The sequence below is a fragment of the uncultured Dechloromonas sp. genome, from assembly GCF_945957265.1.
Classification (GTDB): domain Bacteria; phylum Pseudomonadota; class Gammaproteobacteria; order Burkholderiales; family Rhodocyclaceae; genus Azonexus.
Genome location: NZ_CAMFKO010000034.1, coordinates 1 through 23633, shown reverse-complemented (window position 1 = coordinate 23633; position 23633 = coordinate 1). Strand labels below are relative to the sequence as shown.

General features: G+C 65.3%; 27 protein-coding genes. 6 read left to right on the top strand and 21 right to left on the bottom strand.

Annotated features, from left to right (window positions below; translation table 11 throughout):
• Positions 1-5: 5 nt before the first annotated feature.
• The 5 genes from Q0P59_RS15670 to hemN all read right to left on the bottom strand — a co-directional run bounded on the left by Q0P59_RS15670 (position 6) and on the right by hemN (position 6523).
• Positions 6-1664, bottom strand: a complete 1659-nt coding sequence (locus tag Q0P59_RS15670; protein WP_295007958.1) for an EAL domain-containing protein — start codon at positions 1662-1664, stop codon at positions 6-8.
• 85 nt (positions 1665-1749) lie between these two features.
• Complete coding sequence (locus Q0P59_RS15665) at positions 1750-3948, bottom strand: heavy metal translocating P-type ATPase (protein WP_295007956.1); 2199 nt, start codon at positions 3946-3948, stop codon at positions 1750-1752.
• Positions 3945-4370 (bottom strand): universal stress protein, encoded by a 426-nt coding sequence (locus Q0P59_RS15660; protein WP_295007954.1) that lies wholly within the window; start codon positions 4368-4370, stop codon positions 3945-3947. The genes Q0P59_RS15665 and Q0P59_RS15660 overlap by 4 nt, the downstream gene beginning before the upstream one ends.
• Positions 4371-4383: 13 nt before the next feature.
• Positions 4384-5055 (bottom strand): sulfite exporter TauE/SafE family protein, encoded by a 672-nt coding sequence (locus Q0P59_RS15655; RefSeq protein WP_295007952.1) that lies wholly within the window; start codon positions 5053-5055, stop codon positions 4384-4386.
• Positions 5056-5119: 64 nt separating this feature from the next.
• Complete coding sequence (hemN, locus tag Q0P59_RS15650; protein ID WP_295007950.1) at positions 5120-6523, bottom strand: oxygen-independent coproporphyrinogen III oxidase; 1404 nt, start codon at positions 6521-6523, stop codon at positions 5120-5122.
• Between the two features lie 85 nt (positions 6524-6608).
• Between hemN and fnr the strand changes: the two genes are divergently transcribed.
• Positions 6609-7352, top strand: a complete 744-nt coding sequence (gene fnr, locus Q0P59_RS15645) for a fumarate/nitrate reduction transcriptional regulator Fnr (protein ID WP_295007948.1) — start codon at positions 6609-6611, stop codon at positions 7350-7352.
• Between the two features lie 15 nt (positions 7353-7367).
• Here the strand turns inward: fnr and Q0P59_RS15640 are convergent, their stop codons facing one another.
• The 7 genes from Q0P59_RS15640 to Q0P59_RS15610 all read right to left on the bottom strand — a co-directional run bounded on the left by Q0P59_RS15640 (position 7368) and on the right by Q0P59_RS15610 (position 15396).
• Positions 7368-7883 carry a hypothetical protein gene (locus Q0P59_RS15640; protein ID WP_295007946.1) on the bottom strand — a complete coding sequence of 172 codons (516 nt, stop codon included), beginning with the start codon at positions 7881-7883 and terminating at the stop codon, positions 7368-7370.
• Positions 7884-7910: 27 nt separating this feature from the next.
• A complete protein-coding gene (locus Q0P59_RS15635; RefSeq protein WP_295007944.1) occupies positions 7911-9158 on the bottom strand; it encodes a porin in 1248 nt (415 codons plus the stop codon).
• 326 nt (positions 9159-9484) lie between these two features.
• On the bottom strand, positions 9485-11644 hold the full coding sequence (locus tag Q0P59_RS15630; RefSeq protein WP_295007942.1) for a TonB-dependent receptor: 2160 nt from the start codon (positions 11642-11644) through the stop codon (positions 9485-9487).
• 186 nt (positions 11645-11830) lie between these two features.
• Positions 11831-13045, bottom strand: a complete 1215-nt coding sequence (gene nifS / locus Q0P59_RS15625; RefSeq protein WP_295007940.1) for a cysteine desulfurase NifS — start codon at positions 13043-13045, stop codon at positions 11831-11833.
• Between the two features lie 43 nt (positions 13046-13088).
• The gene (gene nifU, locus Q0P59_RS15620; RefSeq protein ID WP_295007938.1) at positions 13089-13985 is read right to left on the bottom strand and encodes a Fe-S cluster assembly protein NifU; all 897 of its coding nucleotides are present in this window, start codon (positions 13983-13985) and stop codon (positions 13089-13091) included.
• Between the two features lie 12 nt (positions 13986-13997).
• Entirely contained in the window at positions 13998-14321 is a 324-nt protein-coding gene (locus Q0P59_RS15615) for an iron-sulfur cluster assembly accessory protein (protein WP_295007936.1), read from the bottom strand.
• 178 nt (positions 14322-14499) lie between these two features.
• Positions 14500-15396: a LysR family transcriptional regulator gene (locus tag Q0P59_RS15610; RefSeq protein ID WP_295007934.1), complete on the bottom strand. Its 897-nt coding sequence runs from the start codon at positions 15394-15396 to the stop codon at positions 14500-14502.
• 117 nt (positions 15397-15513) lie between these two features.
• Here Q0P59_RS15610 and Q0P59_RS15605 point away from each other — a divergent pair, with 117 nt between their 5' ends.
• Positions 15514-16065: a pyridoxamine 5'-phosphate oxidase family protein gene (locus Q0P59_RS15605; protein ID WP_295007932.1), complete on the top strand. Its 552-nt coding sequence runs from the start codon at positions 15514-15516 to the stop codon at positions 16063-16065.
• A gap of 28 nt (positions 16066-16093) precedes the next feature.
• Positions 16094-16687, top strand: a complete 594-nt coding sequence (locus Q0P59_RS15600; RefSeq protein WP_295007930.1) for a glutathione S-transferase — start codon at positions 16094-16096, stop codon at positions 16685-16687.
• Here the strand turns inward: Q0P59_RS15600 and Q0P59_RS15595 are convergent.
• From Q0P59_RS15595 to nifN, 8 genes are read right to left on the bottom strand one after another with little or no spacing between them, the layout of a single operon-like run.
• The gene (locus Q0P59_RS15595) at positions 16684-17100 is read right to left on the bottom strand and encodes a hypothetical protein (protein ID WP_295007928.1); all 417 of its coding nucleotides are present in this window, start codon (positions 17098-17100) and stop codon (positions 16684-16686) included. The two genes, Q0P59_RS15600 and Q0P59_RS15595, sit on opposite strands and share 4 nt — an antisense overlap.
• A gap of 3 nt (positions 17101-17103) precedes the next feature.
• A complete protein-coding gene (locus tag Q0P59_RS15590) occupies positions 17104-17448 on the bottom strand; it encodes a hypothetical protein (protein ID WP_295007926.1) in 345 nt (114 codons plus the stop codon).
• Between the two features lie 2 nt (positions 17449-17450).
• On the bottom strand, positions 17451-17720 hold the full coding sequence (gene fdxB, locus Q0P59_RS15585) for a ferredoxin III, nif-specific (protein WP_295007924.1): 270 nt from the start codon (positions 17718-17720) through the stop codon (positions 17451-17453).
• Positions 17717-17935 carry a CCE_0567 family metalloprotein gene (locus Q0P59_RS15580; RefSeq protein ID WP_295007922.1) on the bottom strand — a complete coding sequence of 73 codons (219 nt, stop codon included), beginning with the start codon at positions 17933-17935 and terminating at the stop codon, positions 17717-17719. The genes fdxB and Q0P59_RS15580 overlap by 4 nt, the downstream gene beginning before the upstream one ends.
• 2 nt (positions 17936-17937) lie before the next feature.
• Positions 17938-18399, bottom strand: a complete 462-nt coding sequence (locus Q0P59_RS15575) for a NifX-associated nitrogen fixation protein (protein ID WP_295007919.1) — start codon at positions 18397-18399, stop codon at positions 17938-17940.
• On the bottom strand, positions 18392-18859 hold the full coding sequence (locus Q0P59_RS15570; RefSeq protein ID WP_295007918.1) for a SoxR reducing system RseC family protein: 468 nt from the start codon (positions 18857-18859) through the stop codon (positions 18392-18394). The genes Q0P59_RS15575 and Q0P59_RS15570 overlap by 8 nt, the downstream gene beginning before the upstream one ends.
• The gene (locus Q0P59_RS15565; RefSeq protein WP_295007916.1) at positions 18859-19338 is read right to left on the bottom strand and encodes a NifB/NifX family molybdenum-iron cluster-binding protein; all 480 of its coding nucleotides are present in this window, start codon (positions 19336-19338) and stop codon (positions 18859-18861) included. Before Q0P59_RS15565 ends, Q0P59_RS15570 begins: the two co-directional genes overlap by 1 nt.
• Positions 19301-20698, bottom strand: coding sequence for a nitrogenase iron-molybdenum cofactor biosynthesis protein NifN (gene nifN, locus Q0P59_RS15560; protein WP_295007913.1), 1398 nt, complete (start codon positions 20696-20698; stop codon positions 19301-19303). The genes Q0P59_RS15565 and nifN overlap by 38 nt, the downstream gene beginning before the upstream one ends.
• 245 nt (positions 20699-20943) lie before the next feature.
• Between nifN and Q0P59_RS15555 the strand changes: the two genes are divergently transcribed.
• The 3 genes from Q0P59_RS15555 to Q0P59_RS15545 all read left to right on the top strand — a co-directional run bounded on the left by Q0P59_RS15555 (position 20944) and on the right by Q0P59_RS15545 (position 21927).
• On the top strand, positions 20944-21330 hold the full coding sequence (locus Q0P59_RS15555) for a DUF488 family protein (protein WP_295007911.1): 387 nt from the start codon (positions 20944-20946) through the stop codon (positions 21328-21330).
• Positions 21331-21424: 94 nt separating this feature from the next.
• Positions 21425-21667 carry a type II toxin-antitoxin system Phd/YefM family antitoxin gene (locus Q0P59_RS15550; RefSeq protein WP_295007909.1) on the top strand — a complete coding sequence of 81 codons (243 nt, stop codon included), beginning with the start codon at positions 21425-21427 and terminating at the stop codon, positions 21665-21667.
• Entirely contained in the window at positions 21661-21927 is a 267-nt protein-coding gene (locus Q0P59_RS15545; protein ID WP_295007907.1) for a Txe/YoeB family addiction module toxin, read from the top strand. The genes Q0P59_RS15550 and Q0P59_RS15545 overlap by 7 nt, the downstream gene beginning before the upstream one ends.
• A 92-nt stretch (positions 21928-22019) precedes the next feature.
• Here Q0P59_RS15545 and nifE read toward each other — a convergent pair whose 3' ends face one another.
• Positions 22020-23420: a nitrogenase iron-molybdenum cofactor biosynthesis protein NifE gene (nifE, locus tag Q0P59_RS15540; protein ID WP_295007905.1), complete on the bottom strand. Its 1401-nt coding sequence runs from the start codon at positions 23418-23420 to the stop codon at positions 22020-22022.
• Between the last annotated feature and the right edge of the window lie 213 nt (positions 23421-23633).

The window sequence follows — 23633 nt, the reverse complement described above, 5'->3', positions numbered from 1 at the left end:
TCAGATTACTCGCGGATGAAAGGTTGGCGACGCAGCATGTCGGCCATTCCCTCGGCCGAAACCGGACGGCTGAAATGGTAACCCTGCGCCATGTCGCATCCCATTTTACGCAATAACGCCAGTTGCTCGGGTTTTTCGACGCCTTCCGCCAGCACCGTCATGCGCAGGCTGCGCCCCATGCTGACGATGGTCGAGGCGATAGCCCAGTCGTCCGGATCGGTTTCCAGGTCATTGACGAAGGAGCGGTCGATCTTCAGCTTGCCGACCGGAAAGCGCTTCAGATAGGCCAGCGACGAATAGCCGGTACCGAAGTCGTCGAGCGACAGTTCGACCCCCATGCGATGCAGCGCCGACAGGGTTCCCATGGTGGCATCGGCATCGTGCATGACGGTGCGCTCGGTCAATTCGAGTTCCAGCCGGCCCGCCTCCAGCCCGGAGGTGGCCAGGGCGCCGGCAACCACCTCGATGAAGCCGGATTGCCGGAACTGCACGGGCGCCACGTTGACCGCCATGCTGATCGGCGGCAGCCCCTCGTCGCGCCAGGCCTGGGCCTGACGGCAGGCTTCGCAGAGCACCCAGTCGCCGATCGGGTTGATCAGGCCGGACTCCTCGGCAACGTGGATGAAGCGATCCGGCAGGATGGCCCCCAGTTCGGGATGCAGCCAGCGAATCAGCGCCTCGACGCCGATGATCAGGCCGCTCTCGAGATTGACCAGCGGCTGGTAATGCAGGACGAACTCCCGCTGGGCCAGCGCGCGACGCAGATTGCTCTCCATCAGCAGGCGATCCAGCGACGAAGAGTTCATCTCGCTGGCGTAGAACTGGAACGCGTTGCGCCCGATTTCCTTGGCCCGGTACATCGCCGTATCGGCGTTGCGCAGCAGGGTTTCCAGGTCCTCGCCATCGTGCGGGTAGATGCTGATACCCAGCGACGGCGTGACGGTCAGCTCATGCCCGGCCACTTCGAAAGGACGGGCGAAGACATCGATCAGCCGTCGCGCGACATCGGCCGCCGCCGCGGTATGGAAGCCGGGCATGGCAAAGATGAACTCGTCGCCGCCCAGGCGGGCCAGGGTATCGACACGGCGAACCACGCTGCCCAGGCGGCGCGCCACCTCGCACAGCAGCTCGTCGCCGACGCTGTGCCCCAGCGAATCGTTCACCCGCTTGAAATGATCGAGATCGAGGAAGATCAGCGCCAGCTCGGCCTTGTCGCGCTCCGCCGCGGCCTGCAGCTGGGTGAAGCGCTCGCGCAGCAGCCGGCGATTGGGCAGGCCAGTCAGGACATCGTAATCGGCCAGTTCGCGGATACGCTGTTCGGCGGACTTTTGCGTCGAAATGTCGACGATCGTTCCGACCGAAGCCTGGCGACCGCCAATCACCGCGGGCGAGCCTTGGACCGTGGCGGGGAATGTCGAGCCATCCTTGCGGACGATGGTCAGCTCATAGGCATGCCCGGCGACGCCCGACGCGCGCAAGGACATCTGCTCGTAAACCAGCCCCTGGTATTCGGGCGCGACCACGTCAAGCGGCCCCATCGCGCCAACCAGTTCCTCGACGGAATAGCCCAGCAAGCCGGCCAGAAAGGGATTGACGAACTTGAAACACTGATCCTGAAGGATGAAGATGCCCACCTGGGCCGCCTCCATCGCATCTCGGAACATTGTTTCCTGCTCGCTCATCGTCACGGTGCTATCTGCCAATTCCCTGCCACTATCGACACCCGCTTTGCTGTAAAGCACGTGATCGTCAGTGCCGACCATCGAGCTCCCCCGACCGCTCCATTGGGTTCCGCGGCCGCCAACGCTTGAGCAGCAAGGAATTCGAAACCACCGAAACCGAACTCATCGCCATGGCGGCGCCTGCGACGACCGGATTGAGCAAACCCAAGGCAGCAAGCGGAATTCCGAGCACATTGTAAATGAAAGCGAAGAAAAGATTTTGCCGGATCTTGCCTAAAGTAGTAGCCGACAGGGAAATCGCGTCGTCCACCCCGAGCAGGTCGCTACGGATCAAGGTCAGGTCCGCCGCCTCGATGGCCGCATCCGAACCGGCCCCCATGGCGAAGCTGACATCGGCGGCGGCCAGCGCCGGCGCATCGTTGATGCCGTCGCCGACCATGCCGACCAGATTGCCCCCGGCCTTCAGCTCGGCCACGGCGCTTGCCTTGTCGCCGGGCAGGATGCCGGCCCTGAACTCGTCGATGCCGGCCTGCGCCGCAATGGCCGCCGCCGTTCTCGGGTTGTCGCCGGTGAGCATGACGACGCGGACACCCCGTCGCCGCAAGCGCTCGACCGCCGCCCGCGAGGTCGGGCGCAAGGCGTCGGCCACCGCGAAGACGGCCAGCGTTTCGGCACCTTCGGCCAGCACGACGACCGTCTTTCCCTGCTGCTGCCAGCCGCGGACGACGCCGTCGTCCCCAAGCCCCAGCCATTCCGGAGACCCCAGGCGCAACGAGCGCCCCGCCACGACAGCCTCCACCCCCATGCCGGCGCAGGCCCTGAAGCCGGTCACCGGTGCAAGGGCTTCGCCGGCTGCGGCAGCAACGATGGCGCGCGCCAGGGGGTGCTCGGAGTTCTGTTCCAGCGCCGCGGCCAGGCGCAGCGCCTCGGCGGCCGGCAGGCCGCGCGACTCGCTGTCCGTCACCTGAGGCAAGCCGCAGGTCAGCGTTCCCGTCTTGTCCACGGCCAGCACCTTCATTTTTTCGGCCCGCTCCAGCGCCTCGACGTTCTTGACCAGGATGCCGGCCCGTGCCCCCTGCCCGGTGCCGACCATGATCGCCGTCGGCGTCGCCAGGCCCAGGGCGCAGGGACAGGCGATGACCAGGACGGCGACCGCATTGACCAGCCCTTCGGCGAACTCGCCGGAATACAGCCACCAGCCGACAAAGGTGGCCAGCGCAATGGCGCAGACGACGGGCACGAAAATGGCCGAAATCCGGTCGGCCAGCCGCTGGACCGGCGCCTTGGAACCCTGCGCCTCGCCGACCAGCCGGATGATGCCGGCGAGCAGGGTATGCTCCCCAACCCCGGTCGCCCGGCAGCGCAAGGCGCCCTGCCCGTTCGCGGTGGCCGCGAAGACCGGGTCGCCGGCACGCTTGCCGACCGGCATGCTCTCGCCGGTGAGCATGGCTTCGTCGACGCTGGACTCCCCGTCGACCACCTCGCCATCGACCGGAACGCTCTCGCCGGGCCGGACCAGGAAAATGTCGCCCGGCATCAGGGCATCGACGGGCATGTCGACCCACTGCCCGTCGCGCTCGACCCGCGCGCTCTTCGGCTGCAGCAGGATCAGGGACTCGATGGCCTCGGAGGTCCGCGCCTTGGCCCGCGCTTCGAGCAGCTTGCCGAGCAGGACCAGGGTGATGACCGCCGCCCCGCCCTCGAAATAGACGTGCTGCGGCAAGGCGAAAACCGTCACCACGGCCGAAAAGCCCCAGGCCATGCTGGTGCCCAGCGCGACCAGCACATCCATGTTCGCGCCGCCGCCGCGCAGCGCCTTGTAGGCGCCCTCGTAGAAGCGCCAGCCGATCCAGAACTGCACCGGGGTCGCCAGCGCCAGCTGCAGCCAGCGGGGCAATTCGTTGTCGTGGCCATGTTCGCCGAACATGAAAAGCATCTGCCCGACCAGCGGCAGGGTCAGCAGCACGGCAATCCAGAAGCGTCGGATTTCCCGCCGATAGGTACGCAGCTTTTCGGCCTTTTCCCGCCCGCGGGTCTGCGCATCGACGACCTGCGCCATGAAGCCGGCCTTGGCCACCGCGGCGACCACCGCCGCCTCGTCGGCCGCGCCCGAAAGCCGCACCCGCGCCCGCTCGGCGGCCAGATTGACCGTGGCCTGCATGCCGGACTGGCGATTCAGCACCTTCTCCAGCCGGGCCGAGCAGGCGGCGCAAGTCATGCCGCCGATGGAAAACTCGACGACCCGTCCCGACGCCGTATCGCTCATTTGACCAGCAGCACGGGGCAAGGCGCGTGGTGCAGCACGCGCGTCGCCACCGACCCCATGACCAGCCCGGCCAGCGGATTGCGCCCGTGGGTGCCCATCACGATCAGGTCGCAGCCGAGTTCGCCGGCCATCTTGCAGATGACCTCGGGCGGCTGGCCGACGTGGATGTGCGTGGTGTGAAAACGGCCGGCCGCGTCGAGCTTCTGCTGCGCCGCCAGCAACTGCTCCTGCCCCTCTTCCAGGTAGTAGGCGTGCAGCGTGTCCTTGCCGATGTACGCCTGGACGCGCCCGATGGGGATGGGCAGATGGACGTGCAGCAGGTGAATTTCCGGCACCTCGCGCAGGCAGGCGATGTGCGCGATCAATTGGTCGACGGCACGCAACGAACAGGGCGAACCATCCGCCGGCAACAAGATTTTCATGGCAAGACCTATCTCAAATCCAGCCCGACAAGCGCATCAGGCCGAAGAATCCGTATATCCCGAAGCCTAGCACCAACAGCCCGGAGATGGTACGCACAGCCGGGCGCCGGACGAATGCGTTCAGCCTTGCCAGCAGCAGACCGGCGAGCAGCAGATTGGGCAGGGTGCCCAGCCCGAAAGCCAGCATCGCGGCCGCGCCGCGACCGGCTGAACCGGCAGCCAGCGCCGTCGCCAGCGCGCTATAGACCAGGCCGCAGGGCAGCCAGCCCCAGAGCAGCCCCAAGGGGAAGGCCTGGCCGATGCTGCGCACCGGCAGGAAACGCCGGGTCAGCGGCTGCAGGCGGCGCCACAGCGCCTGACCGGCACGCTCGGTGAAGGCCAGCGCGCCGGTGATGCCGAGCAGGTAGAGCCCGAGGGCGACCAGCATCAGGTTGGCGATGAAATAGAGCGCCATGCGGGCCGGCACCTGCCCCTCCAGCCCCATGCTGGCCGCGCCGAGCGCGCCGGCGATGGCGCCGGCCGCGGTATAGGACAGGATGCGGCCGCCGTTGTAGGCGAGGTGCATGCCCCAGCCGGCCTTGCCGCCCATGGACATCGCCCCGACGATGCCGCCGCACATGCCGACGCAGTGCGTGCCGCCGAGCAGGCCGACGAGGAACAGGGCGAGAAAACCGGTATCGGGCATCAGGCGGCAGACGTCAAAAGCAAAACGGGCAGTTTAACCTGCCCGTTCGCACCGCGTAAGGTGATCAGATCACCTTGGAATAACTCGCCCGCTGCCGCCCTTCGCGCAGGTAACGGTCGAAGACCATGGAGATCACGCGGACCAGCATGCGTCCCGGCGGCAGAACGGAAATCCAGTCGCGTTCGACCTTGAGCAGGCCGGCGCGCTCCATTTCCTTCATGTCCTCCAGCTCGGCCGCGAAGTACTTGCGGAAGTCGATCAGGTGGGCGCTTTCGATGCTCTCGATGGACAGCTCGAAATGGCACATCAGGGCCTGGATGATCGAACGGCGCAGGATGTCGTCGGCGGTCAGCTCGATGCCGCGGAACACCGGCAGCACGTTGGCGTCGATGCGGTCGTAGTATTCGTCGGCGGTCTTGACGTTCTGGTAGTAGCTCGGCCCGACCTTGCTGATCGACGAGATGCCGAAAGACAGCATGTCGCAGTCGGCGTAGGTCGAATAGCCCTGGAAGTTGCGATGCAGGCGACCCTGACGCTGGGCGACGGCCAGTTCGTCGTCCGGCTTGGCGAAGTGGTCCATGCCGATATAGACGTAGCCGGCCTCGGTCAGCTTCTTGATGGCCAGGGCCAGGATCTGCATCTTGGTGTCGGCGTTCGGCAGGTCGCCGTCGTTGATCCGGCGCTGCGGCTTGAACAGGCTCGGCATGTGCGCATAGTTGTAGATCGACAGGCGATCCGGGTCCATGGCCAGCACGCGTTCGAGGGTGCGGTTGAAACCCATCACCGTCTGGTGCGGCAGGCCGTAGATCAGGTCGATGGAAACCGACTTGAAGCCGTTGGCGCGCGCCGCGTTGATGACCAGCGCGGTTTCTTCCTCGCTCTGCACGCGATTGACGGCAACCTGGACCTTTTCGTCGAAATCCTGGACGCCGACGCTCATGCGGTTGAAGCCGAGCTCGCCGAGCAGCGCGACGGTCTCGTAATCGACCTTGCGCGGGTCGACTTCGATGGAATACTCGCCGCCGTCGAGCAGCTTGAAATGCTTGCGCGTCTCGCCCATCAGCTGGCGCATTTCGGAATGCGACAGGAAGGTCGGCGTGCCGCCACCCCAGTGCAGCTGGATCACCTCGTGCTCGCCGTCGCGCCCTTCCAGCGCAGCCGCCTGCATGTCCAGCTCCTTGGCCAGATATTTCAGGTACTTGGCGCTGCGCCCGTGATCCTTGGTGATGATCTTGTTGCAGGCGCAGTAGTAGCAGATAGTGTTACAGAAAGGGATGTGGAAGTATAATGAGAGCGGTCTGCTGATCCCGCCGATATTGCGCTTGCCCAGCCACAGCTTGGCTGCCTCCGCATCGAACGCTTCGACGAAGCGGTCAGCAGTGGGATAGGACGTGTAGCGAGGGCCGTTGACGTCAAAACGGCGAATGATCTGCGGATCGAAGACGAGATTTTCAGTTGCGAAATTCATTAGACAAGCCACGAAGTATTGCTCGGATTATGTTCGGAGGGCATCATATCGCGGTTGACATGGATCAAGCCAACGCAGGTTGCCAATGCCCCAAACACGCCCGCTGAATCAGGAAGTTTCCCTGTCCGTTATCAAGACGGCCTGTTCGAACTGCAACCTGCGCGAATTGTGCCTGCCTCTCGGCCTCAGCCTTGAAGAGCTGGAGCGGCTCGATGACCTGGTATCGACCCGCCGCCGCGTCAAGCGCGGCGACCATCTGTACCGCGCCGGCGAGGGCTTCGATGCCATCTACGCCATCCGCAGCGGCTTCTTCAAGACCGACGTGCTGCTCGAGGACGGCCGCGACCAGGTGACCGGCTTCCAGATGGCCGGCGAACTGCTCGGCCTCGACGGCATCAGCACCGAACATCACACCTGCAACGCCATCGCGCTCGAAGACAGCGAAGTGTGCGCCATTCCCTTTTCGCGCCTGGAAGGCCTGTCGCGGGAAATCCACACGCTGCAGCACCACTTCCACAAGGTGATGAGCCGCGAGATCGTCCGCGACCATGGCGTGATGATGCTGCTCGGCACCATGCGCGCCGAGGAGCGGCTGGCCGCCTTCCTGCTCAACCTGTCGCAGCGCTTCACTTCGCGCGGCTTTTCGCATGCCGAGTTCTACCTGCGCATGACGCGCGAGGAAATCGGCTCCTACCTCGGCCTGAAACTGGAAACGGTTTCCCGCGCCTTCTCCAAGTTCCAGGAAGAAGGCCACATCGCGGTCCAGCAGAAACACATCCGGATCCTGAACGTCAGCGGCCTCAAGGCCCTGATGAACCACCAGCGCTGAGTCGCCCGCCCGGCGTCACCAACGCAACTTGGCCAGCCGCGCCGCCTGGGCCACCAGGCGGCCGAGCAGTTCGCCCGCCTGCCTCTTGGCCGGCGACCCGTCGCCCGGTGTGCGATAGGCCATGACGACGCGCGACGGATTCGCCGCCGGCACGTAGATCGCGATGGACAGGGGACAGAAGACGATCTGGCCGGCATCCTCACGAACCATGGCGTGCGCCAGGGCGGCGCTGCAGAACTGGACCAGCTCGGCACGCCGGTACGGCCCCGCTTCATGCTCCCGCGCCTGCCTGCCGGTGCGTTCCAGCATTTCCCCGAACGGGAGCACAGCGCCAACCACCATGCCCTCCGCCTCGATCGCCTCGACCAGCGCGTCGTGCGCGGACTGGAAGTCGCTTTCCGCGATCTCGACCGTGGCAACGCCTTCCGCCGCCCCGAGCGGAGCGCAGGGCAGCGCCAACAGGACGAACGCCAGAAAAAAGGGCACCCCGAGGGGTGCCCTGAACAGATGCGAGGAAAACATCTGACGCAAGAAGTTTTTTGACTGCCGGGGCGACGATCAGAAGAAGATCAGGCCGCCCACCGAGAACGTACGGTTCTTGTTGTCGTAGTTGGTGTCGAGCACGTTGGTGATGCGCTCGTCGTTGAATTCGCCAACCAGGGTGATGTATTTGTTCAGCGAGTGATAGACGCCGACGGTCACGGCGCGGTTCTTGATCTGGTTGTCCGGCGTGGCGCGCAGCACGCTGTTGATGGTGCGGCTGCTGGTCAGCGTGTAGCCGTCCTTGTCCTTGTTCTGGCCGTAGTTGATGCCGAACTTGGTGTCGCCGAACTTGTAGGTGCCCTGCAGGAAGTAGCCGGTCGAATCGGTCTTGTTGCCGTTGCCGTCGCTGCCGCCGAAGAACTGGGCGCCAACGGTGGACAAGCCGAGGCCGGTACCCTTGAAGGCGTAGGCGACCGCTTCGAAATTGCCGATGCCGGCCTTGGCGCCGACTTCGTAACCGGTGCCGGTGAACGACTTGGTGGTGCACGGATTGACCGAGCAGCTGGTCGATTGCGTCACCAGGCCGCCCCACACCTTGCCCGGCATGGCGCCCTTCCAGTCGTAGTCAACCTTGGCCTGGAAGCCCGGGGTCTTGGTTTCGTCGCCGGCGAACCTGCTCGGCTGGAAGATGCCGGCGGAAGCCTGCAGGCCGCCCATGTTCGGGGTCGAGTAGGTGATCTGCGGCTGGAAGCCGGTGTACATGTAGCCGTGGCCGATCATGCCGAAGGTGGTGTTGTACGGGATGCCGGCATTGCTGGTACCGCCGACGCCGAGCAAGGTCATGTCGGAGAGGATGATGTTCTGGCCGAACAGGCCGATATCGCGGCCGAACTTCAGGGTACCCCAGCTGCTGTTGCCGAACTGGAAATACACGTTGCGGGTGTCGATCTGGCTGTACGGATTGGTCGTGCCGGCGCCGTTGGCGTTATTGCCGATGGGCAGGCCGACGGTCTGGGAGTTGTTGTTGATGCCCGGCGCGAAGCTGATGTGCGCCTTGATGTCCTGGCCCTTGGCCTGGGTGGTGGCGACGAAGTTGATCCAGCCCGGCAGCAGGCCGTTGGTCAGCTCGCTGTTGGTCGTCGTGGTCGATTGCCCGGTGATGCGGTCGGTGGTCTTGGCGTCGCGGACGACGTAGAAACCGTTGATGGTGCCGTTGATGTCGAGCGTGACATCATTCTGGGTGAAGCTGACGGCCTGGCTGCCGGTGCTGCCGCAGGCGAGCAATGCGAGAACCAAGGGACGAACGGACGGGATTTTCTTCATGAAAAGTCTCCAGGTGTTTTTCGTTGATGTGTGCCGCCCGAAGTCGCGCTCCGGGCTGTTTCCCCCGCTGCCATCCGATCCGATGGCATGGAGCCTATCTGTTTGCGAAGCCTGTGCCAGGCCTTGCACGAATCACCCGAAAAACGCCGAAACCCCTGCCGTATCAAGGATTTTCGCCGATGTTCGCGGCCGCCGAGCGGGACGCGAACTGCTTCACCGGCGCTCATTTTCTGGACACCTGCTCCGCCGCTGACTCAAAACGCAACAACGGAAACAGGCAAAAAAAAGCCCGGCACGCGGCCGGGCAAGCTGGGAAAGGAAAGCTCTCAGAAGGCGTATCGGGCGCTGACGCCGGCCAGCCAGTTGCGGCCCGGCGCCGACTCGTAGAAACGGTTGTTGCTGTCGCCGACGATGACCGAACCGACGTACTGGCGATCGAAAACGTTGTCGAGGCGGACGAAGCTGCGCAGGCTCAAAGGCCCGTATTGGCGGTCGATGCCGATGCGCAGGTTGGCGATGGCGTAGCCGGGCGCCGCCTGGCGCAGGTTGCTGTCCTCGACGTATACCTTGTCGCGGACGATGCCTTCGACGGCGGCGTGGAAGCCGCTCGGCTTGTGCCGCCAGACCAGTTCGCCGAACAGGTTGTGGGCGGCGATGCCGGGCAGCCGGCTGCCGGCCGAGACGACGCCGGTGGAAGTGGAGAAATTCTCGGCATAGTGCGCATCGAGGAAGGTGTAGGCCAGACGGCTGCTCAGCTGCTCGCTCCAGCGGCTGTCGAGCGCCACCTCGACGCCCTGCCGCTCGGTCTTGCCGGCGTTCTGGTAGGCGGTTCGGCCGCCGGTGCTGGACAGCACGACCAGCTCATCCTGCGTCCTGATGTCGAACAGCGCCACGTCGAGGCGGCTGCTGGCGCCGAGCATGGCCTTGGCGCCGACCTCGTAATGCGTGCTGGTCGCCGGCTTGAGCGCGAAATTGAAGGAGCCGCCGCCGCTGGAATAGAACATCTCGTTGAAGGTCGGTGCCTCGAAACCGCGCGCCGCGCTGGCGTAGACGTTGAGCGTATCGGTGACCCGGTACATCGCCGCGACGGTCGGCGTGGTCTTGTCGTAGCTGACGCGGCCGCTGTCGTCGCCATTGACGCCGCTGCGATAGCGGTCGTCGACCCGGAAGGCGATGCGGCTGTGGCGTAGGCCGCCGCTGAACACCCAGCGCTCGCCCTGCCACTCGGCCTGGGCGTACTGGTCGAAAGTCGCGACGCGGTCTTCCTCGTTGCGGCGCAAGCGGCCGGCGACGCCGCAGACGTTGGCGATGCAGTTGGCGGGCGAGCCGCTGCCGACGAAATTCTCGTAGCCCTGCCGGTCGTCGGTCGCCTGCTCGTAGTCGAAGCCGAGCGTCGTCGTCAGGCGGCCGCCGGCCAAGCCGAAACGCCCGGTCCACCGGCCGGACAAGCCGGCGAACTCGCGGTCGAAGTCGATCACCCCGCCGGACTGCCGGGCCGACGAGGTCTGGGTGCCCACCGGGATGGACTGGTACTGCGTCGTCGAGCGCTGGCCGGCGTAGGTGGAGACCTGCACGCTGTGGTCGCCGAAGCGGTGTTCGTAGGTCAGGCCGCCTTGCGTGTGGTCGATGCTCTTGCGCGTGTCGTAGGCCAGCGCCGGGTAGTTGTTGCGCGTCGCATCCCACGCCAGGCCGCGCGGATTGGCCTTGAATTCCGACCACTGCAGGCCCTGCGGGTCCTGGGCATCCTGGCGGAAGGTGTTGACGATGAAGGTCAGCTTGCCGTCCTGGCTCGGCCGGTAGGTCAGCTTGACCAGGGTCTGGTCGCGCTCGGCTGCGCTGTGGTCGCGATAGCCGTCGGTGGCGAAGCGCGAGGCGTCAATCACGTAGCCGAGACCGCCGACCTCGCCCTGGGCGCTCAGATTGGTCTTCCAGGTGCCATAGCTGCCCGCCGCGAAACTGCCCTCGATGCTCGGCGCGCCCTTGCCGTCCGGCGTGAACATCTGGATCACCCCGCCGGCGTGGTTGCCGTAGACGGCCGACATCGGGCCGCGCATGACCTCGATGCGCTCGGCGCGGTCGAGGTTGAAGGTGGCGGCCTGCCCCTGGCCGTCCGGCATCGAGGCCGGGATGCCGTCGGACACCAGGCGGATGCCGCGCACGCCGAAAGCCGAACGGGCGCCGAAGCCGCGCGACGAAATCTGCAGGTCCTGCGCGTAGTTCTGGCGGTTCTGCACGGTGATGCCGGGCACCGAGGCCAGCGCTTCGGAGGCATTGACGCGGGCCTGGTCGGCGCCGATGCGCGCCGCATCGACCACGTCGATGGCCGCCGGCAGGTCGAAGCTGTTGTGCTCGACGCGGCTGCCGGTGACGACGACCGCGTCGAGGCTCACCGTCGCGTCGGCCATGGCCAGCCCGGGAAAGGTGGCGGCCAGCAGGGCGACCATCCGGCTGGGCCGGGCAATCCGTGCGGGAAAATGGGTGTTCATGTTGTCTCCTGTATTTTTTGGCCGGCGGCCTCCGGCAGTGATTATTCCAACCACGCCGGCCGGGCGCCTCCAAACGATCGCCCCGCCAGCCTACAGAAAATCATGAGAATGCGCCCCGCGCAAAAAAATGGCCCCGGAATCGCTTCCGGGGCCGAACCGAGTTGCTGCAGAGAGAGACGGTAGCCGTCAGGCGTAGGTGGGGGCGAAGCTTTCCTGCGGGTTGGCCGCAGGGCCTTTGTCGCCCCAGTAGGGCGACAGCTTGCGCAATTGGGCGATGATCGACGGCACGGCGGCGATGACGCGGTCGATTTCGGCCTCGGTGTTGTAGACCGATAGCGAGAAGCGGATGGTGCCGTGGGCGGCGGTGTAGGGAATGCCCATGGCGCGCATGACGTGCGACGGTTCGAGCGAGCCGGAGGTGCAGGCCGAGCCGGAACTGGCGGCGATGCCGAGCTTGTTCAACAGCAGCAGGATGGCCTCGCCCTCGATGTATTCGAAGGCGATGTTGCTGGTGTTGGGCAGGCGGTTGCTGGTATCGCCGGTGGCGAAACAATGGCTGATCTGGCTCAGGATGCCCTGCTCCAGCTTGTCGCGCAGGCGCTTGACCGTGCTGTTCTCGGCCTCCATGTGTCGCAGGGCCAGCTCGCAGGCCTTGCCGAGACCGACGATGGACGCCGCGTTCTCGGTGCCGGCCCGCCGCCCGCGCTCCTGGTGGCCGCCGCGCAGCAACGGCCGGAAGCGGCAGCCGCGGCGCAGGTAGAGCACGCCGATGCCCTTGGGCGCGTGCAGCTTGTGGCCGGACAGCGACAGCATGTCGATCCTGGTGTTCTTCAGGTCGATGGGAATCTTGCCGACCGCCTGCACGGCGTCGGTGTGGAACATGATGCCCTTGGCCGAAGCCAGCTCGGCCATCTCGACCACCGGGAAGATGGTGCCGGTCTCGTTGTTGGCCCACATTACCGAGACGATGGCGACGCGGTCGTTCAACAGGGACTTGTACTCGTCCATGTCGAGGCGGCCCTTCTTGTCCACCTTGAGCTTGTGGACGATGTAGCCCTCCTTCTCCAGCCATTCGCACAGGGTCAGGACGGCCGGATGCTCGACGTTGGTGGTGATCAGCGTGTTGCGCTCCGGCTGCGCCTTGAGCGCCGACAGGATGGCCGTCGAGTCGGACTCGGTGCCGCAGGAGGTGAAGATGATTTCCGAATCGTGCTCGGCGCCGAGCAGCGCCTGCACCTGGCTGCGCGCCTTCTTCAGCGCCTTGCCGACCTCGCTGCCGAAGGCGTGGATCGACGAGGCGTTGCCGAAATGCTCGGTGAAGAACGGGAGCATGCTTTCGACCACGGCAGGATCGACCCGCGTCGTGGCGTTGTTGTCCAGGTAGATCGGTTTCGGTTCCATGGCGCGGTCCTCGGGTTCTCTGTTGTGACGGGGTGGGTTCGACTCAGGCCTCTACGGGCATGTGCGACGACGGCAGGACCTGCACCAGCTCGCCCAGCGTCTCGATCATCTTCTGCTGGATGCCGCCCAGGGTGGCCGCTTCCATCATGCAGCCGGAGCAGGCGCCTTTCAGATGCACGTAGATCTTCTTGCCCTGCACGTCGGCCAGTTCGACGTCGCCGTGGTCGCGCTGCAGCATCGGGCGAACCGACTCCAGCACTTCCTCGATCTTCTTGATCTTCTGCACCAGCGTCAGCTTGGCGCTCGGCGGCTTCGGCGCTTCCGGCGTCGCCGGGCAGGCGGGCGGCGGCGAGACTTCGCCGGGGCCGGCGCGTTCGGCCTTGACCTGGGCGAGGATTTCCTCGATGCCCTCGTGACAGGCCGCGCAACCGCCGCCGGCCTTGGTGTAGAAAGTCACTTCCTCGACGGTGTTGAGGTTGTTGGCCTTGACCACGTCCTCGATCATCACCGCGTCGATGGCGAAGCACTTGCAGATCAGCGCGCCCTCTTCATGGTCGTCCGACCATTCCTCGCCGCGGTAGTTGGCGATGGCGGCCTGCAGCGCTTCGCGGCCCATCACCGAGCAGTGCATCTTTTCCGGCGGCAGGCCATCGAGGTAGTCGGCGATGTTCTGGTTGGAGACTTCCAGCGCCTGGTCCAGCGTCATGCCCTTGATGATCTCGGTCAGCGCCGACGACGAGGCGATGGCCGAACCGCAGCCGAAGGTCTGGAAATGCGCGTCCTCGATGATCTCGGTATCCGGATCGACCTTGAGCATCAGGCGCAGCGCGTCGCCGCACTGGATCGAACCGACGTCGCCGATGCCGTTGGCGTCTTCGAGCGGCCCGGAGTTGCGCGGGTTGAAGAAGTGCTCGCGGACCTTGTCAGAATATTCCCACATGGCTGGTGCTCCTCAGACCGAGAACGACGAGCCGCAGGAACACTGCGAGCTGGCGTTGGGGTTGTCGAACTTGAAGCCGGTATGGGTCAGCGTGTCGACGAAATCGACGGTGACGTTGTCGATCATCGGGAAGGTCATCGGATCGACCAGCAGCTTGACGCCTTCGACTTCCAGTTCCCAGTCGTCCTCGGCCTTCTCGGCCTCCAGCTTCATGCCGTACTGCAGACCGGAGCAGCCGCCGCCGGAGATCATCAGGCGCAGGCCGGCAACCGGCGTTTCGGAACCGCGGATGAAGCGCTGGACGGCTTTCACGGCAGCGGGGGTGAGGTTGATCATGTCGGTTCTCCAGGGGTTGATGCCCTCTTCTCGCAAAGGGCATGCCACGCCACCGGGTCACCATAAACACCGATTTTTCAATAACTTGCCACACAACATCGCTTTGTCGTGTTTGCGACAAAGGCGGTGACGGCGGGGTTTTGTCGGCTTCCCGCGGGATGCCGCCGACGGAGGCCGTCTATCCCGCCAGGCGCTCGCGCAGGCGGGGTGTCGCCCAATCGACAAAGGCGCGGATGCGCGGCGAGAGCAGCCGGCTGTGCGGGTAAGCGAGGCTGACCGACAGCGCCTCCGGCTCCCAGTCGCGCAGGATGCGCACCAGCTGGCCGCCGGCCTCCAGCTCACGCACCTGATAGGCGAGGAAACGGCCGCAGCCCAGCCCCTTGCGGCAGGCATCGAGGGCGACATCGACCTGGTTGGCGGCAAAGCTGTCGGCGACGGCGACCCTTTGCGTTTCGCCGCCCCGGGCGAACACCCAGTCGCTGCCGCTGCCCAGGCCGGTAAAGCGGATGCAGCGATGTCCGGCCAGGTCGGCCGGATGCCGGGGCGTGCCGTGGCGGGCCAGGTAGTCCGGACTGGCGCAGATGACGCGGCCGGTCGCGCCCAGCGGAATGGCAACCAGCGACGAGTCGGGCAGCGGGCCGATGCGTATCGCCAGGTCGACGCCCTCCTCCAGCAAGTCGATGACCCGGTCGAGCAACAGCAGCCGGGCCCGCATTTCCGGATAGGCGACGAGGAAATCGGTGACCACCGGCGCCACGTGCAGGCGACCGAACATCACCGGGGCGGTGATGGCGAGCCGGCCGCTCGGCGTCAGCTGGCGGTCGCTCAGCGCATTCTCGGCCTCTTCGAGATCGGCCAGCAGGCGGCGGCAGCGTTCGAAATATTCCCGCCCCTCGTCGGTCAGCGCGATGCGCCGGGTGGTGCGGTTGAGCAGGCGCACGCCGATTCCCTGCTCCAGCGCGGCCAGCGTGCGCACCACGGCGGTCAGCGAGACGCCGAGCCGCTCCGCCGCGCCGGTCAGGCTGCCGGCTTCGACGATATGCACAAAGGTGCTCATGGCCTTGAATTTGTCCATCTCCCGATATTAAACCGGTTTTCGCAGCAATCAAATGCGATGCGATCTATTTATTGCCCTTCACGAATGGATCAACATGGCTTCATCACCGCGAGCCATCAGAAAGACGAACCCATCATGTCCCGCCATTTTGCCCACCTTGCCTATACGCCCGGCGTGCGCGCCGAGCAGCGCCGCTACAACGGCAATGAAATGCCGCCGACGGCGGCAGGCGCAACGCCGGAGCTGGGGGATGGCGAGCGCGCCTTCATCGCCGCCCGCAACAGCTTCTACCTGGCCACCGTCAGTTCGACGGGCTGGCCGCACGTCCAGCATCGCGGCGGGCCGGGCGGCTTCCTCAAGGTGCTCGCGCCATCGCTGCTCGCCTTCGCCGACTATGGCGGCAACCGGCAATTCGTCAGCGTCGGCAACCTGGCGGACAATCCGAAGGCGGCGCTGATCCTGGTCGATTACCCCAACCGCCGGCGCCTGAAGATCCTCGGCAACATCGAGGTGTGCCCGGCGGCGGCCGCCGACCCGGCCTTGCTGCAGGCCGTCACCGCCTCCGGCGATCCGGTCGCCGAGCGGATCATGCGCATCCGCGTCGCCGCCTTCGACTGGAACTGCTCCCAGCACATTACCCCCCGCTACACCGTGAACGAACTGGCCGAACGCGGCCTGATGCCCTGAAAATCCCACCCAAGCAAAGGAGAACCCCATGAAACTGCATGACCTGTCGCTGTCCGGCAACTGTTACAAGGTCCGTCTGCTGGCCGCGCTGGCCGGCATTCCGCTGGACATCGTGGCGGTCGATTTCCTGGCCGGCGAACACAAGCGCCCGCCGCTGATCGACCTCAACCCGTGGGGCGAAATCCCCATCCTCGAAGACGGCGACGTGGTGCTGCGCGACTCCCAGGCCATCCTCGTCTACCTGGCCCGGCGCTATGCCGGCGAGAGCTGGCTGCCCGGCGACGCGACCGGCATGGCAACGGTCATGCAATGGCTGTCCACATCGGCCAATGAAATCCAGAATGGCCCCGGCGCGGCCCGCCTGGTGGACAAGTTCGGCTACCAGCTGGACAAGGCCGACACCCTGCGTCGCGCCGCCCGCATCCTGCCGCTGCTCGACGCCCACCTGGCGCGCCACGACTGGCTGGCGCTGGGCCGCCCGACCATCGCCGATTGCGCGGTCTTCCCCTACGTTGCGCTGGCGCCGGAAGGCGGCGTGTCGCTGGCCGACTTCCCCCATATCCGGCAATGGATCGCCCGCATCAAGGCGCTGCCCGGCTTCGTGCCGATGCCGGGAATCTAACCCAGCACGTGTTCGTAGGCCCGGCGCAGCAACTGGCGTTCGATATCGCTCAGGTGCCGGGACTCGGTGATCGCGATGAAGCGGCCATGGCTCCGCCCGGCCGCCTCGAACGGCGGGTCGACGGCGGCAAAGGCGGCGAGCAGCACCGGCACGTCGCCCGTCGCGGTATCGACCCAGGCGGCGAACTCGGCTTCCGGCTCGATGGCGCCCTCCGGCAAGCCGAGGCGGACTTCCGCCTCGCGCACGACGGCGGTCGGATGGAAGTGCACCGTCGGCGAGTAATCCTCGTCGCGCAGGGCGGCCAGCGCCGGCAAGGGGTCGAAGGCGAGGATGCCGGCGGCGAAGCACAGGAAACGGACGCGGCCGCTGGTCTTCTGTTTGTGCAGCAGGATCAGGCGAGGCAGGACCGACATGGCCTATTTGGCGTACTCGGCCGCAATGGCCTCGCCACGCAGCTTGCCGGCATCGCCCCAGACCTGCACGCTGTCGATGTAGCGACCGGCATCGGTCGGTGACGGCAGCAGCACCTGGTACTCGGCAAAGACGCGGCCATCCGGGAAAAAGCTGGCCTTGCCGAAGCGCGCCCCGCCGCGCCAGGTGGCGACGACGCTGGCTTCCTGCGAGAACGGGTCCACCGCCTCCGCGAAGCTGGCGGCCGCCCACACCGGCTCGGGGCCGATGGACAGCCCGAGCTTTTCGACCTGGCCGCGCAGGGCGGCGCAGACCGCCTCGCCGAAGGCCGGATCGGGCGGCTGGACCATGCTCAGGCCGGCGCGTAGGTGTAGCAGCTCTTCGGACAGACCCGGCCGCAGGAGCCGCAGCCGATACAGTCCAGCGGGTTGGCCAGCGACATGACCATCATGTTGTCGTCCTCGCTGTCGTCGTCATCGTCCAGCTCGCGTTCGACGAGGTCGAGCACGTTGCGCGGGCAGACCTTGTAGCAGCGGCCGCAGCCGATGCACTTGGCCTGGTCGAGGTGGGTGGCGAATTGCGGCGTCCATTCGGCGCCGCCGCGGGTGAGGCCGGTAATCATGCGGGTTGTCCTTTCCGGGCGGCGCTCAGGCGGGCATTGGCTTCGGCCCAGGCCTGGCAGGCGTCGAAGGTGGATCGGGCGATGCCGGGAATCTCCTGGTAGGCCGCCGGCAGGCGGTCTTCCACGAGGTCGTGCATCTGCGAGGCCCACTCGGAAGCGATGCGCTTCAGCTTCTTCACTTCCTTGTCGAGGGCGGCGATTTCGTCATCGGACACGATCACAGCCCCGCCACCGCCGGGTGCTGACCGATGCGTTCGAGGGCGACGCCGAGGATCTTGTCGGCCTCGTCCTTCATCTTCGACAGGCTGGCGAAGCCGAAGCGATGCACGTCGCGCAGCGTGCGGTCGACGGCGACCAGCTTGCCGACGGTGATCAGGGCGCGGCCGAAGCCTTCGTGCGTCAGGTGCACCAGCGGCACGGCGAGCAGCCTGCATTCCTTCTCGATGAGCACGGCGACGGCGTTGTAGAAGGCCTTGACGCGGGAAATGGTCTCGTCGTCCGGATCGCCGATGAGCGGGATTTCCGCCTTGCGCTCCTTGGTCAGCACGTAGGGGTCGAGGATCTTCTCGACACTCCAGCCCTGGTAGGTGCCGTAGGTGTCGAGGGCGCGCATCTGGCGGGCCATTTCCTTGACGAAATCGGTTTCGAGGATGGGATCGGCGGCGATGGCTTCAGTCATGATGGTGCTCCTTGGGGAAGGCGGTGGATTGGTTGGAAATCGGGATCAGCCGCGGCGCCGGCAGCAGGCCGGGAACGAGGCCGATGGCGATGCGGGCGATGGCCAGCGCACCGAGGAAGCCGACGATGGCGCCGAGCGCCGTGCCGCCGTCGCTGCCTTCCAGGCTGGCCCCGAGCCATGCGCCGACGAGCATGGCGAAGGCCGGGAACAGGTAGCCGAGCAGCGCCGACAGGGTCAGCTTGCTTTCCGGCAGGCCGATGAGCACGAAATCGCCGGCCCGGATGTCGGCGGAGACAGGGATGGTAAGCAGCGTCGCCGGGCGGCCGGCGGCCATCTTGCCGACCCCGCACGAAGCGCCCTGGCCGCACGAGGAGCAGCCGGCCGTTTCCATGGCGACCAGCGCCTGGCCGCCCTCGATGCGTTGCACGATGCCGCGGTGTTCGATCATGTTCGTTGCCATCAGCCTTCCCAGCCTTCCGCTTCCATCGACGCAAAACGGTCTTCCGGCTTGGCCTTGCCCTGGGCGGCGATGGCGCGGTCGACCCAGGCCACCCCACCCTCGGTCATCGCCTTCGAGATGTCGAGCAGCAGGTCGTCGATGGCATCGACCTCGTCGACGCGTATCGGCTGGATGCCCCTGGCCATCAGCTTCTTGATCGCCGAGGCGCCGATGGCCATGACGTAGACCGCCGCGCAGCCTTCCAGGAAATCGACCTTGGCGCCCAGCTTGTCCTCGTTGCCGTCCATCGCCTCCTCGGCGAATTCGGCGACGCCGACCAAGGTGGCCTTGTCCGGCGTCACCTCGAAGATGGCGAAGCCCTCGGCGGCGCCGAAATGCTGGTTGACCCGGCTGCGGTCGGTGGAGGCGAAGGCGACCTTGAGCACGGCTTCCGGCTCCTGCCTAATGGACCAGACCAGTTGCAGCCGACGAGAGGACATGGCGTTCGTCTGGACGGGATTCGTTCCAGTAAATCGATCGATAGGGTTCGAGTTCATGGTGTTGCCCCAACATGAGATTGGCGAGATCGAACAAGGCCTGCCGCGTGCCGCGGTAGCCCACCCAGGTGCGGGCATAACCGCCCACGAGGTCGTACTGCGGGAAACCGGCGCGCAGCAGCGGCAGGCCGAGGCGCCTGGCCGTCTCGGCGGCGTGCGAATTGGCCATCACCAGCTGCGCAGCGTTGGCGCGTGCCTCCTTTTCCATGTCTTCGAGGTCGCCGACGATGACTTTCGGAATGGGCAGGCCGAGCAGGCTGTCGTGCTTGTGCGGGCTGACCGCGCTGACAATCTTGGCGCCCATGCCGGTCAGGAAGCGCGCCTGCATGCCGAGCAGGTCGGGGTCGGCGGCCAGCGCGACGCGGGCGAAACCGATCATGAAATGGCTGTCCACCATGGCGTCCTGCAACTGGGCACGCTGGCGTTCGACCTTCGCCGGCACCGGGTTGCCGGAAATGTCGGCCAGCGCCTGGGTGAAGGCATCGCAATCGTCGAGGCCCATCAGGCCTTCGAAGCGGAAATCGGGCACGGCGGTGCGCTTGTGCAGCAGGTCGGCCGCCTTGTTGAGCGAGGGGCCAACCACCAGCGTCGCCGCCGATTCGCCCATGATCTCGATTTCCGAACGCGGCGTGCCGCCGATGGTCAGCGACGAGGTCTCCGCCTCGACCAGATGGCCGTCCAGCGAATCGCCGATGTCCGGCACGACGACGGGGCGCAGGCCAAAAGCCTCGACCCACTCCTTGATCGCCTCGATATCGCCCGGCGTCAGCATGGCCGAGGCCAGCACATTGACCTGCTTCGGCCGCTTGCCGGCGCTCCGGCTTTCCGGCACCAGCGTGGCGATCAGCGACTCGATGGCCAGCGCGTAACCGCTTTCCAGGCAACCGACGTAGTCCGGCGTATTGACCGGCACCACGGCGACGTGGGCGAATTCGGGATGCGCGGCACGGAAATCCTTGACCGCACGCAGGATGTCGGTGCCCTGCGTTTCCGACAGGCCGGTGGTGACCAGGCCGATGATGTCCGGCTTGCTCTTGTCGGACAGCGTGCGCAACGCCTCGATGATGTTCTCGTCGGCACCCATGATGGTCGACACCTGATCCATCGCCGTCGTCTGCAGCGGAATCGGCTCGCGGAAATGGCGCACGAAGAACACCTTGCCAAACGCCGTGCACCCCTGCGAGCCATGCATCAGCGGCAGGCTCTTGGCCAGGCCGAGGAAAGCGAGCGACGCGCCAACCGGCTGGCTGACCTTGAGCGGATTGACCGCCAGCGCCTTCTTGGATTGGATGATTTCTGCCATTTGGACATCGCCCCGTTGAGATTGACCACATCTCAGCAAGGAACGCGCCAATATACATTCACTGAAAAATCAATTGGTTAAATGAAGTTCAATTGTAGGCAATACGACAACCCGCTACTGCCGGGGCTGTGACAGGCACCCTTCATGACTTGAGTGCTTTCAGGATCACCTGTCCAAAGTAAAGGCATAATCATGGCGCTCAAGCTCGTTCCATCCGGTTGCCGGACATCACAAGGAGACTTCGCATGGTCGTTCGCATCGTCAGACTCGGCACGCCAAGAACCGATGATGAAGGCACGCGCATTGGCACAGTGCGCCGTCCGCCACGCGGCATTCCGAAGACCGAGTTCGCCTCCGGGAACTGGTACGACGTGTGGTTTCCCAATCTTGCGCCGAGCGTGGAAACCATGAAGCTTGGGCAACAGGCCAAGAGCGTTGCGGAGTGGGAATCCTTCAAGAAGAAGTACCGGGCCGAGATGGGCACCCCCGAGAACAGCCATGCTCTTGAACTCCTGGCTGCCCTGTCACGCCAGAACAATTTTTCCGTCGGCTGTTACTGCGAGGACGAAGCGCGCTGCCATCGCTCGGTGCTGCGAGCCCTTCTGCAGGAAAAGGGCGCTTCTGTCGGGTAATCGGGGACAGTCCGCGCTTATCCCCGAAAAAGTATAGGTCGACAATTCGTACGCAAAAACGTACCATTATTCTACTCATTCCCGGAGAACAAGCATGACCACCCTGACCGCAAGCGAAGCCCGCGCCAACCTGTATCGACTGATCGATCAGGCGGCCGAGTCGCACCAGCCGATTCACATCGCGGGAAAGCGAACGAGCGCGGTATTGCTGGCATCTGAGGACTGGGAGGCCATTCAGGAAACGCTCCATCTGCTGTCGGTTCCGGGGATGCGCGAATCCATCAAGGAAGGCATGGCCGAGCCGTTGGGCGAAAGCGCTACGGAGCTTGAATGGTAGGCTGGCAGATCGCCTACTCGAAGCATGCGCAGAAGGATGCCAAGAAGCTGGCCGCAGCTGGTTTGAAGAGCAAGGCGATGGAACTCCTGGGCATCCTGGCGACCGACCCGTTTCAGAATCCGCCACCCTACGAAAAGCTGGTCGGCGATCTGGCTGGCGCTTACTCGCGACGCATCAATATCCAGCACCGCCTGGTTTACGAGGTCTTCCCGCAGGAACGCGTGGTTCGCGTATTGCGGATGTGGACGCACTACGAATAACGCCTTCCTGCTCATCTCCCAAAACTGTAGCCAAATTGGCTACCTTCGTAGCCTGATTGGCTACATCCAGAGTTCCTGACAGCCACGCCCCATCAGGCCGCCAATACTTCCCCCGGCCCCTTGCTCGCCGCCCACGGCGCCGGCCGCCTGACCGCTTTCCACACCGGGCTTTCCATCGACAGCGCCAGCTGGCGGGCCAGTTCGACCATGCCGTCGTAGCCGGCGTAGCCGAATTCGCGTTCCTGGTTGATGTCGAGGAAGGGAATGCGCGCCTTGAGCGCGGTGTAGAGGTTGCGGCCGCCGGCGATCAGGATGTCGGCCTGGTACTCGTGGTAGGTCGACAGCAGCGCCTTGGGGCTGCCGTCGTCGATCATCTTGGTGTCCTCGCCCATCAGTTCGCGGATGCGGGCCTTGTCCTCTTCGGTGGACTTCTTGGTGCCGGTGGCGACCACCTTCATGCCCAGGTCCTGCAGCGCGGAGACGATGGACCACGACTTGACGCCGCCGGTGTAGAGCAGCACGCGCTTGTCCTTCAGGCGCTGGCGCCACGGCTCCAACGCAGCGTGCGACTTGGCCTCCTCGCGGGCGATGACGGCCTCGGTGCGTGCCGTCAGGTCCGGGTCGCCGATCAGCCGGGCGAAGTCGCGCAGGGCATTCGACACGTCGGCCACGCCGTAGAAGCTGCCTTCGAAGAACGGGATGCCGAAGCTGTCCTGCATCTTGCGCGCCACGTTGAGCAGTGCCTTGGCGCAGACCACCATGTTCACCCTGGCACGGTGCATGGTCTGCACTTCGTGGAAACGCGAATCGCCGGACAGCGTGCACAGGATGCGCAGGCCGAGTTCGTCGAACAGCGGCGCGACGTGCCAGAACTCGCCGGCGATGTTGTATTCGCCGATCAGGTTTACATCGTAGGTCGGCAGGCCGTCGGCGCGCGGCGCGGCGGGCACCGGCTCGCGCGTGCCGATGACGTGCTTGAACATCGCCTCGCCGGCCAGCCGGTTGCCGAGGTTCTTGGTGCCGTAGAAGCCGGCGGCATCGACCGGCACGGTGGGCACGCCCCAGCGCTCGGTCGCCGCCTTGCAGACGGCTCCGACGTCGTCGCCGATCAGCGCGGTGACGCAGGTGTTGTAGACGAAAACCGCCTTCGGCGCGTAGCTGTCGATGGCCTGCTTGATGGCATGGAACAACCGCTTCTCGCCGCGCCCCATGACGACGTCGGTTTCCGACAGGTCGGTGGTCATGCCGATTTTGTACAGCGTGATACCGGAGGAACGCGTGCCGCGGTTGTCCCACGACGAACCGGCGCAGGCGATCGGCCCATGCACGATGTGCGCGACGTCGGCGATGGGCAGCAGCGCGATCTGTGCGCCGTCGAAGGAACAGCCGCCGGCCGTGGCGCCCGGCTTGGGCTTGGCGCAACCGGACTTTTCCTTCTTGTTGTGGTCGCAGGCCGGCTCGTCGAGCAGGGCCTGAATTTTGCTGGCTTTCATGGCGTTCTCCAATGATCTGAAGAGGATTCAGCGAAATGCGTGCCAAACATAACACGTTGATTTTACTTGACTTACAGAACAGGCCGGTTGTCGCAAATCCGACAATCCGGCCTTGGGGAAAGTCCCTCCTCCCCTACCCCATTGTCTTCAAATGCTGAATGATCTCCCCGGCCATGGGCTGGGCATCGCCATAGAGCATGCGGCAGTTGTCGG

Excerpts from the sequence above, each read along its gene's own strand:
- Q0P59_RS15670 (WP_295007958.1), bottom strand. The coding sequence starts at position 1,664 with ATGTTCCGAGATGCGATGGAGGCGGCCCAGGTGGGCATCTTCATCCTT.
- Q0P59_RS15665 (WP_295007956.1), bottom strand. The coding sequence starts at position 3,948 with ATGAGCGATACGGCGTCGGGACGGGTCGTCGAGTTTTCCATCGGCGGC.
- Q0P59_RS15660 (WP_295007954.1), bottom strand. The coding sequence starts at position 4,370 with ATGAAAATCTTGTTGCCGGCGGATGGTTCGCCCTGTTCGTTGCGTGCC.
- Q0P59_RS15655 (WP_295007952.1), bottom strand. The coding sequence starts at position 5,055 with ATGCCCGATACCGGTTTTCTCGCCCTGTTCCTCGTCGGCCTGCTCGGC.
- hemN (WP_295007950.1), bottom strand. The coding sequence starts at position 6,523 with ATGAATTTCGCAACTGAAAATCTCGTCTTCGATCCGCAGATCATTCGC.
- fnr (WP_295007948.1), top strand. The coding sequence starts at position 6,609 with ATGCCCCAAACACGCCCGCTGAATCAGGAAGTTTCCCTGTCCGTTATC.
- Q0P59_RS15635 (WP_295007944.1), bottom strand. The coding sequence starts at position 9,158 with ATGAAGAAAATCCCGTCCGTTCGTCCCTTGGTTCTCGCATTGCTCGCC.
- Q0P59_RS15630 (WP_295007942.1), bottom strand. The coding sequence starts at position 11,644 with ATGAACACCCATTTTCCCGCACGGATTGCCCGGCCCAGCCGGATGGTC.
- nifS (WP_295007940.1), bottom strand. The coding sequence starts at position 13,045 with ATGGAACCGAAACCGATCTACCTGGACAACAACGCCACGACGCGGGTC.
- nifU (WP_295007938.1), bottom strand. The coding sequence starts at position 13,985 with ATGTGGGAATATTCTGACAAGGTCCGCGAGCACTTCTTCAACCCGCGC.
- Q0P59_RS15615 (WP_295007936.1), bottom strand. The coding sequence starts at position 14,321 with ATGATCAACCTCACCCCCGCTGCCGTGAAAGCCGTCCAGCGCTTCATC.
- Q0P59_RS15610 (WP_295007934.1), bottom strand. The coding sequence starts at position 15,396 with ATGGACAAATTCAAGGCCATGAGCACCTTTGTGCATATCGTCGAAGCC.
- Q0P59_RS15605 (WP_295007932.1), top strand. The coding sequence starts at position 15,514 with ATGTCCCGCCATTTTGCCCACCTTGCCTATACGCCCGGCGTGCGCGCC.
- Q0P59_RS15600 (WP_295007930.1), top strand. The coding sequence starts at position 16,094 with ATGAAACTGCATGACCTGTCGCTGTCCGGCAACTGTTACAAGGTCCGT.
- Q0P59_RS15595 (WP_295007928.1), bottom strand. The coding sequence starts at position 17,100 with ATGTCGGTCCTGCCTCGCCTGATCCTGCTGCACAAACAGAAGACCAGC.
- Q0P59_RS15590 (WP_295007926.1), bottom strand. The coding sequence starts at position 17,448 with ATGGTCCAGCCGCCCGATCCGGCCTTCGGCGAGGCGGTCTGCGCCGCC.
- fdxB (WP_295007924.1), bottom strand. The coding sequence starts at position 17,720 with ATGATTACCGGCCTCACCCGCGGCGGCGCCGAATGGACGCCGCAATTC.
- Q0P59_RS15575 (WP_295007919.1), bottom strand. The coding sequence starts at position 18,399 with ATGACTGAAGCCATCGCCGCCGATCCCATCCTCGAAACCGATTTCGTC.
- Q0P59_RS15570 (WP_295007918.1), bottom strand. The coding sequence starts at position 18,859 with ATGGCAACGAACATGATCGAACACCGCGGCATCGTGCAACGCATCGAG.
- Q0P59_RS15565 (WP_295007916.1), bottom strand. The coding sequence starts at position 19,338 with ATGTCCTCTCGTCGGCTGCAACTGGTCTGGTCCATTAGGCAGGAGCCG.
- nifN (WP_295007913.1), bottom strand. The coding sequence starts at position 20,698 with ATGGCAGAAATCATCCAATCCAAGAAGGCGCTGGCGGTCAATCCGCTC.
- Q0P59_RS15555 (WP_295007911.1), top strand. The coding sequence starts at position 20,944 with ATGGTCGTTCGCATCGTCAGACTCGGCACGCCAAGAACCGATGATGAA.
- Q0P59_RS15550 (WP_295007909.1), top strand. The coding sequence starts at position 21,425 with ATGACCACCCTGACCGCAAGCGAAGCCCGCGCCAACCTGTATCGACTG.
- Q0P59_RS15545 (WP_295007907.1), top strand. The coding sequence starts at position 21,661 with ATGGTAGGCTGGCAGATCGCCTACTCGAAGCATGCGCAGAAGGATGCC.
- nifE (WP_295007905.1), bottom strand. The coding sequence starts at position 23,420 with ATGAAAGCCAGCAAAATTCAGGCCCTGCTCGACGAGCCGGCCTGCGAC.